The sequence below is a fragment of the Flavobacterium sp. LAR06 genome (genome assembly GCF_041946075.1).
GTDB lineage: Bacteria > Bacteroidota > Bacteroidia > Flavobacteriales > Flavobacteriaceae > Flavobacterium.
In genome coordinates this window covers 153,168-169,064 of sequence record NZ_JAUTYT010000003.1, presented here as the reverse complement: position 1 = coordinate 169,064, position 15,897 = coordinate 153,168, and the positions used below count along the sequence as shown (strand labels likewise).

At 32.3% G+C, this 15,897-nt stretch carries 15 protein-coding genes; 5 read left to right on the top strand and 10 right to left on the bottom strand.

Annotation, left to right across the window (positions count from 1 at the left end; genetic code table 11):
* Positions 1-378: 378 nt before the first annotated feature.
* Positions 379-2,289 (top strand): acetate--CoA ligase, encoded by a 1,911-nt coding sequence (acs, locus tag Q7C23_RS05835; RefSeq protein ID WP_375031622.1) that lies wholly within the window; start codon positions 379-381, stop codon positions 2,287-2,289.
* Between the two features lie 62 nt (positions 2,290-2,351).
* Here the strand turns inward: acs and Q7C23_RS05830 are convergent, their stop codons facing one another.
* The 4 genes from Q7C23_RS05830 to Q7C23_RS05815 form a co-directional block, all read right to left on the bottom strand.
* Positions 2,352-2,948, bottom strand: a complete 597-nt coding sequence (locus tag Q7C23_RS05830) for an exonuclease domain-containing protein (RefSeq protein WP_375031621.1) — start codon at positions 2,946-2,948, stop codon at positions 2,352-2,354.
* A 3-nt stretch (positions 2,949-2,951) separates the two neighbouring features.
* Positions 2,952-4,868, bottom strand: a complete 1,917-nt coding sequence (locus Q7C23_RS05825; RefSeq protein WP_375031620.1) for a DUF294 nucleotidyltransferase-like domain-containing protein — start codon at positions 4,866-4,868, stop codon at positions 2,952-2,954.
* 378 nt (positions 4,869-5,246) lie between these two features.
* Positions 5,247-5,630, bottom strand: a complete 384-nt coding sequence (locus tag Q7C23_RS05820; RefSeq protein WP_375031619.1) for a hypothetical protein — start codon at positions 5,628-5,630, stop codon at positions 5,247-5,249.
* A gap of 94 nt (positions 5,631-5,724) precedes the next feature.
* A complete protein-coding gene (locus tag Q7C23_RS05815) occupies positions 5,725-6,141 on the bottom strand; it encodes a hypothetical protein (RefSeq protein WP_375031618.1) in 417 nt (138 codons plus the stop codon).
* Positions 6,142-6,283: 142 nt separating this feature from the next.
* Here Q7C23_RS05815 and Q7C23_RS05810 point away from each other — a divergent pair, with 142 nt between their 5' ends.
* Together Q7C23_RS05810 and Q7C23_RS05805 are read left to right on the top strand one after the other, a co-directional pair.
* Entirely contained in the window at positions 6,284-7,513 is a 1,230-nt protein-coding gene (locus tag Q7C23_RS05810; protein ID WP_375031617.1) for a multidrug effflux MFS transporter, read from the top strand.
* A 155-nt stretch (positions 7,514-7,668) separates the two neighbouring features.
* Positions 7,669-7,941, top strand: a complete 273-nt coding sequence (locus Q7C23_RS05805) for a DUF4242 domain-containing protein (protein ID WP_089354782.1) — start codon at positions 7,669-7,671, stop codon at positions 7,939-7,941.
* Between the two features lie 52 nt (positions 7,942-7,993).
* Here Q7C23_RS05805 and Q7C23_RS05800 read toward each other — a convergent pair whose 3' ends face one another.
* From Q7C23_RS05800 to Q7C23_RS05780, 5 genes are all read right to left on the bottom strand, one after another.
* Positions 7,994-9,262, bottom strand: a complete 1,269-nt coding sequence (locus Q7C23_RS05800; protein ID WP_375031616.1) for an NAD(P)/FAD-dependent oxidoreductase — start codon at positions 9,260-9,262, stop codon at positions 7,994-7,996.
* Between the two features lie 122 nt (positions 9,263-9,384).
* Positions 9,385-9,909: a GNAT family N-acetyltransferase gene (locus Q7C23_RS05795; protein ID WP_375031615.1), complete on the bottom strand. Its 525-nt coding sequence runs from the start codon at positions 9,907-9,909 to the stop codon at positions 9,385-9,387.
* A gap of 76 nt (positions 9,910-9,985) precedes the next feature.
* Entirely contained in the window at positions 9,986-11,320 is a 1,335-nt protein-coding gene (locus tag Q7C23_RS05790) for a DEAD/DEAH box helicase (protein ID WP_375031614.1), read from the bottom strand.
* Between the two features lie 111 nt (positions 11,321-11,431).
* A complete protein-coding gene (locus Q7C23_RS05785; protein ID WP_375031613.1) occupies positions 11,432-12,970 on the bottom strand; it encodes a DEAD/DEAH box helicase in 1,539 nt (512 codons plus the stop codon).
* Between the two features lie 108 nt (positions 12,971-13,078).
* Entirely contained in the window at positions 13,079-13,612 is a 534-nt protein-coding gene (locus tag Q7C23_RS05780) for a DUF6155 family protein (RefSeq protein WP_375031612.1), read from the bottom strand.
* 103 nt (positions 13,613-13,715) lie between these two features.
* Here Q7C23_RS05780 and Q7C23_RS05775 point away from each other — a divergent pair, with 103 nt between their 5' ends.
* Together Q7C23_RS05775 and Q7C23_RS05770 are read left to right on the top strand one after the other, a co-directional pair.
* Entirely contained in the window at positions 13,716-14,003 is a 288-nt protein-coding gene (locus Q7C23_RS05775) for a DUF3817 domain-containing protein (RefSeq protein WP_375031611.1), read from the top strand.
* Positions 13,996-15,252, top strand: a complete 1,257-nt coding sequence (locus tag Q7C23_RS05770; protein ID WP_375031610.1) for a mechanosensitive ion channel family protein — start codon at positions 13,996-13,998, stop codon at positions 15,250-15,252. Before Q7C23_RS05775 ends, Q7C23_RS05770 begins: the two co-directional genes overlap by 8 nt.
* Positions 15,253-15,431: 179 nt before the next feature.
* Here the strand turns inward: Q7C23_RS05770 and Q7C23_RS05765 are convergent, their stop codons facing one another.
* A complete protein-coding gene (locus tag Q7C23_RS05765; protein ID WP_375031609.1) occupies positions 15,432-15,860 on the bottom strand; it encodes a hypothetical protein in 429 nt (142 codons plus the stop codon).
* Positions 15,861-15,897 lie beyond the last annotated feature (37 nt).

Below are 15,897 nucleotides of genomic sequence, written 5' to 3'. Positions count from 1 at the left end.
CACTTAACTTCTGTGAGCAAGTGAGTTAAGTGAGGTAATCCCGTATAATGGGGTATGTTTAGTGATAGATATACTTGTAGAGATTTCTATTTTAATTAATAAAGCTGCTGCTATTTTCAAAATAGAATTGCGGATTGTAATACAGAATTACAAAAAATTAATTGTTATTGAAATTGTTAAAATTAAAAAGGCATGGTATTTATTTATCATGCCTTTTTTACGATAGGTATTTTGATGCAAAAAACTAAAATTTAAATTATAAATATTAAAAGGTAATATTTTTTTTGATATGTGTTTTTTTTTGCCAAAATTTATGAATTAAATAATTTTAAGAATACGCTGATATTTAATACATTTATAAAAAAATTCCAAAAACATATGAGTTATTATAAAATTGAAAATTTAGAACAATATTTTAAACATTACAATAAGTCAATAAGAGAACCAAGGAAATTCTGGGGAAAAATAGCTGAAGAAAATTTTACTTGGTATCAACAATGGGAAAAAGTGGTTGATTTTAATATGGCTGATGCTGAAGTAAAATGGTTTACTGAAGCTAAAGTTAATATTACAAAAAACTGTATCGATAGACATTTAAGCAAAAGAGGAGAAAAAACGGCTATTATCTTTGAACCGAATGATCCTTCTGAAGAAGCTTTACATATAACATATAACGAACTTTACGAAAGAGTATCAAAAATGGCGAATGTTTTGCGTGAGCAAGGTGTTCGTAAAGGAGATAGAGTTTGTATTTATTTGCCAATGATTCCTGAATTGGCTGTTGCTGTTTTGGCTTGTGCCAGAATAGGAGCAATTCACTCTGTGATTTTTGCAGGATTTTCTGCTTCTGCAGTTTCTGCCAGAATCATTGATTGTGAATGTAAAATGGTAATCACATCTGATGGAGGTTATAGAGGAAATAAAACTATTGACCTTAAAGGAATTGTTGATGAAGCATTAGATTCTTGCCCTTCAGTTTCTAAGGTTTTAGTGGTTAAAAGAACTCAGACTGAAATTAAAATGAAAGAAGGTCGTGATCAATGGTTACAACCTTTGTTGGATGTAGCTCTAGATAACAGTGTTGCTGAAATTATGGATGCTGAAGATCCTTTGTTTATTTTGTATACTTCCGGTTCTACAGGAAAACCAAAAGGTATGGTTCATACTACAGCAGGATACATGGTTTATACTGCGTACACTTTTAAAAATGTTTTTGCCCATGAAGAAAATGATATTTTCTGGTGTACTGCTGATATTGGTTGGATTACAGGTCACTCTTATATATTATATGGTCCATTATTGAACGGAGGAACAACCGTAATTTTTGAAGGAGTTCCATCTTATCCGGATTTTAGTCGTTTTTGGGATATTATCGAAAAACATAAAATCACACAATTCTACACAGCACCAACTGCCATTCGTTCACTAGCGAAAGAAAGTTTAGATTATATTCAAAAATATCCTCTAAAATCCCTAAAAGTTATTGGATCAGTTGGAGAGCCAATCAATGAAGAGGCATGGCACTGGTTTAATGACCACGTTGGAGATAAAAGATGTCCGGTGGTGGATACATGGTGGCAAACCGAAACTGGCGGGATCATGATTTCTCCTATTGCTTTCGTAACCCCGACAAAACCAACTTATGCAACTTTGCCTTTACCAGGAATTCAGCCGGTTTTAATGGATGAGAAACGCAACGAGATTGAAGGAAACCAAGTAGTTGGAAGTTTATGTATTAAATTCCCATGGCCTGGAATTGCCAGAACGATTTGGGGAGATCACCAACGTTACAAAGACACTTATTTCTCGTCTTTCCCTGGAAAATATTTTACAGGAGACGGTGCGCTTAGAGACGAAGTTGGTTATTACAGAATCACCGGTAGAGTAGATGATGTTGTAATTGTTTCCGGACATAATTTAGGGACAGCTCCTATTGAAGATGCGATTAACGAACACCAGGCTGTTGCAGAATCTGCAATTGTTGGTTTCCCTCATGATATTAAGGGAAATGCTCTTTATGGCTATGTAATTCTAAAAGAAACAGGAGAAGTTAGAAATAAAGAAAACCTGGTTAAAGAAATTAATCAATATATTGCAGACCATATTGGACCAATCGCAAAATTAGATAAAATTCAGTTTGTTTCTGGTTTACCAAAAACACGATCTGGAAAAATTATGCGTAGAATTCTACGTAAAATAGCGGAAGGGGATTTTTCTAATTTTGGAGATACTTCAACATTATTAAACCCTGAAGTTGTTGAAGAAATTATGAAAGAAAGAATTTCTTAATTCTGAAATAGATTAAAATAAAAATGCCTCTTAATTTAAGAGGCATTTTTTATGATTTAATTTTATTTGATTCCCAATCTCGATTTTAGCTTCAAAAATAAAAGGGCAATTCTGTACGCATCTTCAGAAGAAGAATTTCTATCGCTTTTAGGAATTTTATATATTTCGCATAAATCATCCAGCGAAAACTGTTTGTCGTTAACATCCATTAGTTTTCGGTACATCACATCAACATCCAAAGCTTCATTTTTTATTCTGCCACAATCCAGACGTTCTAAAGCTGAATTTAGCATTTCGATATCGAAGTTAATATGATGACCTACTAAAATTGCATTTCCCAAAAAGTTTATAAAAGCTTCTAATGCATCAGGCTCTGGCATTTTTGTCATTTTACTTTCAATGATAAATTCATTTGAAAGTCCGTTATCCTGTAGGTATTTATATTGCAGTAAAACCGATTCAAAATTATCTTTAATTACAATACCGTCATCAATAACTGAAAATGCTCCTAAAGATAAAATAACATCCTTATCGGGATTTAATCCTGAAGTTTCAGTAGATAAAACCACGAATCGATTGGGTTTCGTCTCAAATTTTGTTAAATAGTCTTTCCAGAAATCCGGATATTCTTTATTAATATTTTTCAGCCAGTCTAGCATATTTTATGAGAATTGGGTAAGTTGAAATTTACTCTTAATTAATTCCTCAAGGTCTTTCATTGGTGTCAAAGCATTTTTCAATTTTTCCTTATCTGTTTTAGACATTTCTCTAAGATTGATGTATTGTCCTGAATCATCATTTTTCAATCCTTCAACAGTTCTAAATTTAGATAAAGTTAAAAAAGCTTCAGCACAACTTAAATATATTTCAGCATTTTTAGAGTCAGTTATTGCTAACTGCTTGAATCTTAAATAAGTATTTTTTATTCCTTTAATATTTGCATTCAAAATTAACAAACGCGCTCCATCAATCAAAGGCATTAAAGCACGGGTTTTAATGTCAAATTTTGTTTTATTTGGGCCTTCTTCTTCAACTATGAATTTTTTGAAGAAGCTTAAGGGAGAATTTCTTTTTAATGCATCGTTTCCTAAAAAGTCAAAGAATAAAGTATTGTTTACTGCATTTTTAAAAATAACATTTTCAATTACTTCTTCAATTTTAGGTTCTCCAAAAACAATCTCGTAATCAAAGAAAATACTGCTTAAATCATTACTGTTTTCACCAGGAGTATTCATCCAGCTATTGTATTGCTTTGTCCAGTCTGTCAATGATTTACACCATAACATATTGCTTCCCATGTGGCCGTTTGGACAATACTCATAGCCCACTTTTTCTAGTATAGCCGTTGCTCTTTTTGCCAATCTTAAAAAATAATCTTTTGTTTCTCTGTATTTATCAGGAGTAACATCTTCAAAAATTAAAATACTATCCTGATCGGTCAATAAAAGCTGCTCTTTACGACCTTGGCTACCAATGCTTAACCATGCAAATCGGGCAGGAGGTGAGCCCAAATCTAAAATTGATAATTCGACAGCGCGCTTAATAATGGCAAGGTTAATTTCGCTGGCGATATTACTAATATGTGAAATTGGGATGTTCTTCTGAATTGAATTCTGAATCAAATCAGACAGACGATCACGTATTTGTTTTAAGTCTTTAGGAAGCTGGGAACGTTTGATTTCTTTAATCAAAACGCCAGGGTTACTGGCTTGAGCGACAATTAGATCGTGCTCAGAAATAATTCCTTTAACAGCAGATTTATTTGTACCATCTTTAGTAACACACAAATGCGTTACATTATGTTTTAGCATTAATAACTGCGCTTCAGCAAGAGATACGTTTTCAATTACAGTAACGACAGGCGAAGACATAATTTTATCAATCGTCTCTGTAATAGGATAGCGTCCTGTGGCGATTTTTGATGATAAATCTGTAGCAGTAACAATTCCAATTGGTTTGTTTTTCTCGCATACAATAATGTTATCAACCATCGCTTCAGTCATTAAAATAGCAACATCTTTTACAACATGATTGGCTTCAGTTGTTAAAGGCGAGTTATTATAGGTTAGAGATTGAATGTATTGCATTTCAGATTGCTGATCGACATAAAATGAAGTATCAGAAATCACTTTTCCGTTTGTATTTACACTGTCTTTTGTGTGTCTTGAATTTATAGCAAAACTTTCCAGTAAAAAGTTTAAAACATCTGAATTATTGGCTACAAAAGGTCGGAAAATAGCGATTGGAATAGCATATATAATACTTTCTTCACGTGCTTTCGCAGTCATCATATAGTTATTTTTGGCAAAAAAAGGTCTTAACCCAAAAATATCTCCCTCATGACACTTATTGATGATTGTTTCTTCGGCATCAGCGATTGTGGTTAAATTTATGACACCAGATGCCACAACATAAAAACTATCATGAAGTACGTCGTTGTTTTGAAACAAAACAGTATGCTTTTCTAAATTAATGACTCTGATATTGGTTGCAATATCAGATAATTCCTGAAAAGTCAAATTATCAAATGGCGGGTATTCTTTTAAAAAATCGGCAATATGCTCAGCAATTGTATTCATACGTTTGATAATTTTTTTAAAGTATCGAATGTAAAAATAATAAAATAAAGTCTTACAATGAAAGCATCTTTAGCAGAATGTAATTATTTTAAAGAAATGTTAAATTTTATGGTTATACAAGCTTTAAAATGATTTTTTATTGGATAATTTCTTTATTATTTAACTTTCGTTTTGTTTTAAATGTTTTAAAAACAACTGATTATTAAATTTCAACAGAAGTCACTGCACTTTAATTTTTTTTGTTTATCGCATTCTCATAAAACCAAACAGTCATAAAATAGTTTAAAAGGACAATTATAGTGATAGAAGCAAGTTTTAAAATATTCTATTTTACATAATATAAATTATAGGTCAAAATGATATAAGTCAAAAGTTGTCTTATTCGTACAGCTTTGTCATAATTGTTTCATCTGGCACTAAATCAGAGCCACCTCCTTTATTGAATTGCATAACATTTTCATTTACATATAGTACAGCGTTTGTTGCTTGACCGTTTGAAGCCTTAATTTTTATCTGAGCTTTGTCACCAAGAACATATACATTACCAGTAATATCCATAACGCCAGAATTCAATTCTGCGTTGTCGCTTGTAACTTCTGCAGTTCCCACAATTTTATAGTTAGATTGCGCTATAGTCATTTTAAAAATATATTTTTTGCTACAGCCCTTACAATTTTCATTGCTCCAGGTTCCTGTAAAGCGATTAGTTTGGGCATACGTTGTAAAAGAAATAAATGCTAATAAAAAGATTAATTTTTTCATTTAAGGAAATTTGACATTTAAAATTGTGAGTCAAATATAAATTAAAAAAGCATCCGTTATAGCGGATGCTTTTTCTTTATAATTTTGAAGCGAATTAAAGTTTCTTCAAATAAACTGATTTACCGTTTAAGGAAACTTCAATTTCATTGTTTTTATCCGAGAATGTTGTTCTCAAGACATTTCCTTTGAAAAGCTGAACGTCACCAAAAACTTTTCCAGTTTCATCTGAAACATATTCAAATAACAATTTTTTATTACCTGGTTCGATACCAATTTTATAACTTGAAAATTTTGTTCCTTTTAAATCAAATTGTTGTTGTGAATCAATAATTCGTCCATCTGCGTAAAAATTAGTAATTGTTTTGTTTAGAGTAATGTCCGGATAATACTGATTTACTTTTGTAAGCAATGCGTATTGTTCTACATTTGCATCTTCTTGTTTTGAAGTGATTGTCTGCGCAAATGAAATTGTTGTAAAAATAAGCGCTAATAGTAAAGTGAATTTTTTCATAATTTAAATTTTATGGTTAATGTTTCAAAACATTTTTGAAAACTTACATAATAACCATATTTTGTATAAAAATGGTTATTATATTTAACAAGATAGTAAATATTAATTGATATTTTAAATTAAAAAGCAATTTTTTAAGAAAATGACAACGAAAAAATACATTCAACTCATACTTATTTTAGGTTCTTTAACCGCTCTTGGACCTTTTTCAATCGATATGTATTTACCTGGTTTTTCAGGTATTGCCAAGGATTTGCACACAACTGTAGCTAAAGTATCGATGACTTTATCAAGTTATTTTATTGGAATTTCAGCCGGACAATTGCTATATGGGCCCCTATTAGATCGTTTTGGACGAAAAAAGCCTTTGTTTGTTGGTTTAATGGTATATATTTTAGCATCTTTAGGATGTATCTACGTTAGTGATATTGATACTTTCATTTTATTGCGTTTTATTCAGGCAATTGGAAGTTGTGCTGCAACTGTTGCTTCAGTAGCTATGGTGCGTGATTTGTTTCCTGTAAAGGATATTCCAAAAGTATTTTCATTGTTAATGCTGGTTCTTGGTCTTTCGCCGATGTTAGCACCAACAATTGGCGGTTATGTAACAGAATATTTCGGTTGGCATATTGTGTTCCTTATATTAATGTGTATGGGAATCGTGATTTTGATTGCTTCACAAGTGGGTTTGCCAAATTCGTATAAGCCGGATATTTCAATTTCTTTAAAGCCAAAACCAATCATTTCTAATTTTATGAAAGTGTTAAAAGAGCCTCAGTTTTATACCTATGCATTTACGGGTTCTATAGCTTTTTCTGGATTATTTACTTATGTAGCCGCCTCTCCTATAATTTTTATGGATATTTATCATGTTGATGCAAAAACATACGGTTGGATTTTTGCCTTTATGTCCGTGAGTTTTATTGGTTCAAGCCAGTTAAATTCTCTTTTATTAAAGAGATTTTCCAGCGAGCAAATGATTTTGGCAGCTTTGGTCTCGCAATCCATAATCAGTATTGTTTTTTTACTACTTTCGGTCAATAATCTTTTGGGACTGTACGAAACTATTGCAATGTTATTCTTATTTTTAGGTTGTTTGGGAATATCAAACCCAAATACTGCCGGACTTACAATGGCTCCTTTTGCTAAAAATGCCGGTAGTGCTTCAGCTTTGATGGGAGCGATTCAATTAGGTTTGGGAGCATTAGCTTCTTTTGCTGTCGGCGTTTTTGTGAAAGATTCAGTTGCTCCAATGGTTCTTATTATGACCGTAACTACCCTAATTGCGCTTGTTGTCTTGAACATTGGAAAACGTTTCATCAAAGAACAGGTGGCAGTTGATAGTGAAAGTGAAATTCCCGTTGTTCATTAATATTTTTAAATTTTTAAAATTCTGGTTTTTAGTATTTTACTGTTCTTTATTTCGTAATTTTATAAGGCTTAAAATTAAATGGAATCCAGAAACCATTTTGAAAAACGGGGCGAAACCGAAAAGCCACATGAGTAGGAAAATAATCAGTAATTATTATGCCTAAATATGTAATCGAAAGGGAAATCCCAAATGCCGGTAAACTTACATCTGATCAATTAAAAGATATTTCACAAACCTCATGTGGGGTACTTAATCAACTAGGAACTCAAATTCAATGGGTAAACAGTTATGTCACAAACGATAAAATCTATTGTGTATACATTGCACCAAATGAAGAAATGGTTTATGAACATGCAAAATTAGGTGGTTTTCCCGCCAATTCAGTTAGCGAGGTTTTTGGTGTTATTGATCCAACTACCGCAGAATAAAATAAAAAAGCCAGAATTAAATTCTGGCTTTTTTATTTAATTTAGACTTGTGTTATTCGAGTTGTTGCTTTTTGTCCGGTCTGATAATCATTCTAAGAGATTGATCTCTTGCAAAATAAGCGACCATCCAATTCCAAAAAGTATTTAATCTGTTTCTATAGGTAATCAAAGAAATTAGATGGATAAATAACCAAATTATCCATGCGATAAAACCTTTAAAATGCCATTTTGGACTTGGAAGATCCACTACAGCTTGATTTTTTCCTATAATTGCCATTGAACCTTTGTCTTTGTATGCGAATGGTTTCAAAGGTTTATTTTGAACCATTGCTTTAAAGTTCTTCGCCAAATTCAAACCTTGTTGAATTGCAACCTGTGCAACCTGTGGATGCCCATCTGGGAATTTTGCATCTCCAGCTAGAATGGCAGTATCACCAATAGCATATATATTTTGAAAACCGTTTACTTTATTAAATTGATCAGTTGCCATACGTCTGCCACGGCCATAACTTTCTTTCGGAATTCCGTCAAAAAGTTTAGCGGAAACTCCGGCAGCCCAAATTAAATTTTTGGTTTTGATGGTTTCTCCATTTTCAAAATATACGGTATCGTCAACGTAATCTGTAACACGAGTATGTAATTTAACGACAACCCCTAGTTTTGTAAGTGCTTCTAAAGTATCTTTTTGAGACGCTTCACTCATAGGAGAGAGTAGTGCGTCTCCCCCATCGACCAAATAAACATTACTTGCAGAAGTTTCTAATTCCGGATACTCTTTTAATAAAATGTTCTTACGCATTTCTGCAAACATTCCAGAAACTTCCACTCCTGTTGGCCCCCCTCCTGCTACGACAATTGTCAATAATTTACGACGTTTTCTAATATCCTTACAGATAGCTGCTTTTTCCAGATTTTTAAGCAATGCATTACGCATTTCGATGGCATCATTTAAGGTTTTCATCGGAATAGCGTTTTTCATAACGTTTTCCATTCCAAAATAACTTGTTTCAGCTCCAGTAGCAAAAACCAAATGATCATAGGTTAATTCTCCATTGCTGAGAATTATTCTGTTTTCTTCCGGAACAACAGAAAGTAATTCTCCCAAACGGAATTGCAGATTTTTTTTACCTGCAAAAAATTTTCTGAAGGGATAACTGATACTTGATGGTTCAAGAAAAGCTGTTGCAACCTGATATATTAGTGGTGGAAAAAAGTTGTAATTGTTTTTGTCTACAAGTGTTACTTGTATTTGAGGATGGTTTACAAGTTCTTTTGCAAGATTGATTCCGGCAAAACCACCTCCTATAATGACTATCTTCATATATGTCTCTATTAAGTAGGATTCATGAATAAAACGATGCTGCTTTAGCAGTTCTATAAATTTAACATTATAATTCTACATATAAAACCCTATTTTGAGTTTTCTTTTAAATTCTTGTGGAATTAATTTGACAATTTAAGTTTCATCATGATGTCTGTTTGCTCGTCATTTCCTAATTTAAAAATGTGTTTGTCAAATTCAACAAAACCATTTTTTCTATAAAAACTTAGTGCTCGCAAATTTTCTTCCCAAACACCTAACCATACATATTCAGTGTTTTTTTGTCTGGCAACCTCTATTGCTTTGTCGTAAAGTAATTGTCCTACCTTTTTACCGTGAAATTCTTTTGAAACATAGATTCGTTCAATTTCAAGGGCTTTATTGTCTTTTAATTCGGTTTGAGATTCTCCGAAGTTTACTTTTAGATAACCAATTACGGTATCTTCAAGAGTTGCAAAATAAAATTCTGAATCTTTATTATTAAGTTCGGAAGTTAGTTTTTCAGTTGAAAATCCGTTTTCCAAATAACTTTTCATATTTTCCTCAGAATTTGAGTCCGAAAAAGTTTCCTGAAAAGTTTGTCTGCCGATTTTTTGCAATTGAGCAAGCTCGTTTATTGTTATTCTTTTTACTTCAATATCTGCCATTATAATTTTGCTTTTAAAGAGTGTTACTACTCCATAAAATTACAATATTAATAAGGAAAAAGAGTAACTGTGATTGCTACTTTTTGAATTTTTTAACAGGCTTTTCTGTTATTTCAACTTTGTTCTGCAAAACATAATTAGCCATCAGTTTTTCTATTAATTCATCTTTAGTAAGATGATGAAAAACAGTTTTTACTTTTGTTTTTAAATCAGCTGAAATGTCGTGATTAGGCTTTGTTTTGAAGATTTGTTTTGCCCATAAAAGGGTATTGTTTTCTTCTAAGCTAATAACAGAAGGTTTTTGGAATTTAGTGAATTTAATCCCTAATTCTTTCTCAAATTCCGGAATTTCAATTACTTCCTCTTCTTGCAAAACAGTTAAGGAAAGTCCCTTTGCTCCTGCCCTTGCCGTTCTTCCGCTTCTGTGAACGTAAGTTTCGTAAGTATCAGGCAAATGGTAATTGACTACATAAGAAATTTCTTTCACATCGATCCCTCTCGCTGCTAAGTCTGTAGCAACTAAGATATTAATATGTCCTTCACGGAATTGTTCCATAATTCTGTCACGAATCCCCTGTGATAAACTACCATGAAGCGCTCCTGAAGAAAAACGATTTATAGCTAAGTTTTTTGCTAATTTATTGACTGCAGCTTTAGTTTTACAGAAAATGATTCCGCGTTCTCCATCTTTTGAATTTAAAAAATGCATTAAAACATCTAATTTCTCAATTGGGTCAACTACAATATATTCGTGATCGATTCCTTGATTACCTACAGTTTCCATATTGGCACTCACCTGAACTACATTTTTATTTAAGTAATTTTGAATCAGTTGTTTGATTGTTCCAGGCAACGTTGCAGAAAACAATAAAGTGCGGTGTTTTTTAGGAAGTTCAGCAACAATTTCATCTAAACTTTCTTTTAGGATTGAAACCATTTCATCGGCTTCATCTAAAACTAAATATTGAGTTTCTTTTAAATCAATTGCCTTTCTCTGAATCAAATCAATCAAACGTCCTGGTGTAGCCACAACAATTTGAGTTGGCTGTGTTAGGCGTTCAATTTGTGGTTTTATTGGGATTCCACCACAAGTTGAAGCTATAGCGATATTTGGAATATGTTTTCCAAAATCCTCTAAATTTCTAAATATTTGTTGTCCAAGTTCTCTGGTTGGAACTAAAATTACAGCTTGAACGGTTGCTATATCAGTATTAACTAACTGTAATAATGGTAATCCAAAAGCAGCGGTTTTTCCAGTTCCTGTTTTAGCTAAACCTACAACATCATGACTTTCTGCTAAAAGCAACGGAATTGTTTTTTGTTGAATTTCTGTTGGCTCAACAATGTTCAATTCGCTTAACGCTTTTAAAATTGGTGCTGAAACTCCTAATGCTGAGAATTGTTTAGACATGTTTTAATTTTTGTTTTTATTGTTTTTTTGTTTCAAGTTTCAGGTTCCAAGTTGTCTGTAGATTCCAATAATTTGAAACCTGAAACCTGAAACTTTTTTAACCTTTCCAGATCAATCCGGTTCGTTCATGATTTTTTCACGGTATTTTTTTCCGATCAATAAGGTCATATTCTTTTTATAATCATCAACAAGCCATTCACGGTAGTTTTTACTGCATTGACTTAAACATTTTGCATAACGTTTAATACGGCATTCGATATCATCATCAAGTTCTTTTCCTAATGATTTTGCTTCTTGTAAGGTTTCAGTGTTATCTACACACATTGAAGCGTGCTGCTCTAACGATTTGTCCAATACTACTTTAGAGCGTAAATTTTGTTTGATTATTAATTTATGTTCTTCATCAACATCAAAAGTAACATCGGCAGTTTTACTGAATTTCGCACGTAATTCCGGTGGCATACTGTATTTGAAATACAATTCGATTTCAGTATCATCACGCAGATTTTCCAAATAAAACTCAGGTGATTTAAAGATATGCTGCCAGTTTACCGGCTCACTCCATAAACCAAAACGTGCAGCATTATTACCTAAATCGATCACCGTAAACTCATCTTTACCAGGTAATTTACGAGATCCGCGGCCAATCATCTGGTAATATAAAGTTAATGATTTTGTGGCTCTGTTTAAGATAATGGTCTCTACAGTTGGTTCATCAAAACCGGTCGTCAAAATTCCAACAGAAGTTAAAATTGCATCCGGCGTTTTTTTGAACCATGCCAAAATATCTTTACGTTCCTCCGAACTACTTGTGTTATCAAGATGTCTGATGTCGTAACCTGCTTCTCTAAACGTTTCATATACATATAATGAAGTATGAATACCGTTATTGAAAATCAAAGTCTTTTTACCTAAGGAACGCTCTGTGTATGCATGTAAAAGCTTTTCCTGCATGATGGTATTGGTATACAAATCATCAGATGATTTTACGGTATAATCTCCGTTAATACCTACTTTTAATGAGGTCAAACCAACATCATAGCTATACGTTGTAGCGCGAGCAAGAAATCCTTTGTCAATTAATGAACTAATAGTATCACCTACAATAAGTTCATCATAACTCTGGTGCATTGGTAATTTTATATTCGAACTCAAAGGTGTTGCTGTTACTCCAAGAATAAAAGCATTTTTGAATGAGTTTAATAATTTTCTAAATGAATTGTAATGCGCCTCATCAATAATGACCAAACCAATGTTATCAAGATGTAATTTCTCGTCATTGATACGGTTTTTTAAAGTTTCAACCATCGCCACAAAACAAGAATAATCGTTTTGATCTGGCAATTCTTTCACTTTACTATTGATTATTTTGTTGCTAACACCAAACCCTTTAAGCATTTTTGAGGTTTGCTTACAAAGTTCGATACGGTGTGTTAAGACAACCACTTTTTTATCGTTATTAGCTAAATAACGACGAACGATTTCGGAAAAAATTACTGTTTTCCCACCACCTGTAGGTAATTGATACAATAAATGATGTTGAGCTGGAGCATTATCTAAACGTTCAAAAATGGCATCAATATCGCCTTTTTGGTATGCATAAAGTTCTTTTTTCTCTTCTCTTTCTATTTCTAAAGTGTTTTGAGACATTGTTTATTTTTGGATTTTTGCAAAAATACACCTAAAAAACAGTTATTCATCTTATTTTAACCTAAAATAAATGATTTTTTTAAATAAGATTTTTTATGAGAAGTGTTTTTATAAGTCGATTTTGTCCAAAATTGCCTCAAAATCGTACTTGTTTTTCCATTTTTGTTGAATAGTTTGCTGTTGAATTTCTAAAATTCTTGTTTTAAATTCAGATAAAATTCCGTTAGAAATTATAAAATTTACAGCTTGTTCGAAAGAATTAAGTATGCTTTTGTAAAATAATTCCTGCTTTACAAAGTTTCCTGAAGAAAACGTTTGCGCTATTTCGATATTATACAACATCAAATCGGCAATAATGAAAGGATCAACTCCTAACACAATAAAATGTTTGATCATTTTCTGCGCAACAGAACGTCGCATTTTTGCTTTTGGGCGCCATTTGGCATTTGGTTTTTTGATCGGAAAGTATTCATGAGAAATCTTTGTTTTACTTTCCTGTAAAAGTTTGTCTTCTTTTGGATTAAAAACAAAATCATAAAAGGTTTTTACCGGAACAAATTTCTCGTATAATTCGATAATTTGTTCTTCGAGTTGTTCCTTGTTTAATTCGGCTAAATATTTTTTTAAATCGCGCTTACTCATTATCAAAGTTTAAGAATACAAAAATAAATTAGTTTCTGTTTTCATACCACAAAAACCAACCATAATACTTAATTTTGCTTGTATAATTTCAAAAAATAGATACATGCTCAAGATTTTCAAAGTTACTGCAATTTTAGAAGGAATCTCCTATTTAGTTTTATTCGCAAACATGCTTTTTATTAAAACCAACAATCCTGAACTTTACCACACCTTATTACGTCCTTTAGGAATGACGCACGGTATATTGTTTATTGGTTATATTATATTGGCATTTTTATTAAAAAAATCTCAAAATTGGGATTTAAAAACCTTTGGAATTATTTTGATAGCCTCTCTTATTCCGTTTGGAACTTTCTACATTGAGAAAAAATATTTAGAAAATAATGCATAAGCCTTTGGATAAAATATTTAACTTTTTATATCCGCTTTTTAGAGATTGGGGAATGAGCCGCAACTTTGCGTCTTATATCAGCCTGATCTTTAATATTGCCATTATGGTGGCATTGGCTTACGCCATTTATTATGTTGCCAAGTTTGTTTTAGTTACTTTGACAGCAATTTTTGCGCAAAAAACTAAAACAAAATTTGACGATTATTTAATTCACAATAAAACCACAAAATACACGGCGTATTTAATTCCGTTTTTCTTTATTTATAAGGCTGTACCCATTATTCTGGATCGTTATGAATATTGGGAAACCCTTTTTGGGAAAATAGTTGGTATTTATATCGTTTTGATCAGTTTATGGATTATCAGAACGATTTTTAATGCCTTACGTGATTATTTAAAGCAAAAACCGGAATACAGCGATAAACCAATCGATAGTTTCGTTCAGGTTATTATGATTGTCCTTTGGATTTTTGGTGTTGCGATGATTATTTCGACCTTATTCGGAATCAAAAAAGGTGAATTGCTTACTATTTTAGGAACACTTTCGGCAATTATAATCTTGATTTTCCGAGATACAATTTTAGGATTTGTTTCGAGTGTTCAGGTGGCAATTAACGATATGGTTCGTATTGGCGACTGGATTACAATGGATAAATTTGGTGCCGATGGAGATGTTATTGAAATCAATTTGACAACCGTAAAAGTTCGAAATTTTGATAACACTATTACCACGATTCCAACTTATGCTTTGAGTTCAGACTCTTTTCAGAACTGGCGCGGTATGCAAAAATCTGATGGAAGACGTATTAAAAGACATGTTCTAATCAAAAGCAGCAGTATTCGTTTCCTGACAAATGAAGATTTGAATCAGATGAAAAAAGTACAGCTTATTTCTTCTTATATCTTAACCAGACAGGCTGAGATTGAAAAATACAATGACCTGCGAGGTGTTGATAAAACATTAGCATTAAACGGCCGCAACATGACTAATTTAGGTTTGTTTAGAAAATACATTATGCAGTATTTAATTGATCATCCAGGATTGAATAAAAACATGCATATCATGTGTCGTCAGCTCCAATCAACCGAGCATGGTGTTCCGTTAGAGATTTATGCTTTTTCAAGTGATAAACGCTGGGCGAACTACGAATATATCATGGCCGATATTTTTGATCACGTAATGGCTTCTGTAGAATATTTTGATTTAGAGATATTCGAGTTGCCTTCGAAAATTGGAAGATTAGATTAAAGTTTATTTTGTTTCAGGTTTCAGGTTGTTTGCCTTTGAACATAATTTAACCGCAAAGATTCAAAGGTTTATTCGCAAGGTTTGCAAGTGATAACTTTGCGTTCATAGCGTAAAACTTTGAATCTTTGCGGTTAAATACAGCGCTATAACTTGAAACCTGAAATAAAGAAAACCTGAAACTACTTTTCTATCTTTTCAAAAACAAACTCAGAGTTGTTGTATTCGATAGGGATTTCAGGAATAAAAAGCGGAAGATTGAAATAAGTTCCGATGACGCCCTTTCCGAGAATCAGTTTATTATCCTTTTGCAATAAAGCGATCGGTATTCTTTTCCAGCTTCCTCCGTTAGAGATAAAATGATAATCACCTCTAAGTGTGTCGCCTTTCATATCCCCTCTTACATCGCCTGAATCCTTTCCTAAATTATGATATACTATTTCATAACGTCCGTAAAATCTTTTATCGTTTATTTTAATGTCTAGAATTGCCGTGTCTTTGCCATTTACAGCACGATAAAAAACACGATTGTATTTGTCTTTTTCTTCTTTAGAATTGCAAGACATTAAAAAGGCAAATAGAATAGAAACAGCTATAAAATTTTTAAACATTCTTGTTTTTTTAAGGCTTAGTTAAAGTGAAATTAAT

Bases quoted from the DNA above. Each gene is read 5' to 3' on its own strand.
- Q7C23_RS05765 (WP_375031609.1), bottom strand. From the start codon at position 15,860: ATGTTTAAAAATTTTATAGCTGTTTCTATTCTATTTGCCTTTTTAATG.
- Q7C23_RS05770 (WP_375031610.1), top strand. From the start codon at position 13,996: ATGCATAAGCCTTTGGATAAAATATTTAACTTTTTATATCCGCTTTTT.
- Q7C23_RS05800 (WP_375031616.1), bottom strand. From the start codon at position 9,262: ATGAAGATAGTCATTATAGGAGGTGGTTTTGCCGGAATCAATCTTGCA.
- Q7C23_RS05810 (WP_375031617.1), top strand. From the start codon at position 6,284: ATGACAACGAAAAAATACATTCAACTCATACTTATTTTAGGTTCTTTA.
- Q7C23_RS05830 (WP_375031621.1), bottom strand. From the start codon at position 2,948: ATGCTAGACTGGCTGAAAAATATTAATAAAGAATATCCGGATTTCTGG.
- Q7C23_RS05780 (WP_375031612.1), bottom strand. From the start codon at position 13,612: ATGAGTAAGCGCGATTTAAAAAAATATTTAGCCGAATTAAACAAGGAA.
- Q7C23_RS05775 (WP_375031611.1), top strand. From the start codon at position 13,716: ATGCTCAAGATTTTCAAAGTTACTGCAATTTTAGAAGGAATCTCCTAT.
- Q7C23_RS05795 (WP_375031615.1), bottom strand. From the start codon at position 9,909: ATGGCAGATATTGAAGTAAAAAGAATAACAATAAACGAGCTTGCTCAA.
- Q7C23_RS05820 (WP_375031619.1), bottom strand. From the start codon at position 5,630: ATGAAAAAATTAATCTTTTTATTAGCATTTATTTCTTTTACAACGTAT.
- Q7C23_RS05805 (WP_089354782.1), top strand. From the start codon at position 7,669: ATGCCTAAATATGTAATCGAAAGGGAAATCCCAAATGCCGGTAAACTT.
- acs (WP_375031622.1), top strand. From the start codon at position 379: ATGAGTTATTATAAAATTGAAAATTTAGAACAATATTTTAAACATTAC.
- Q7C23_RS05790 (WP_375031614.1), bottom strand. From the start codon at position 11,320: ATGTCTAAACAATTCTCAGCATTAGGAGTTTCAGCACCAATTTTAAAA.
- Q7C23_RS05825 (WP_375031620.1), bottom strand. From the start codon at position 4,868: ATGAATACAATTGCTGAGCATATTGCCGATTTTTTAAAAGAATACCCG.
- Q7C23_RS05785 (WP_375031613.1), bottom strand. From the start codon at position 12,970: ATGTCTCAAAACACTTTAGAAATAGAAAGAGAAGAGAAAAAAGAACTT.
- Q7C23_RS05815 (WP_375031618.1), bottom strand. From the start codon at position 6,141: ATGAAAAAATTCACTTTACTATTAGCGCTTATTTTTACAACAATTTCA.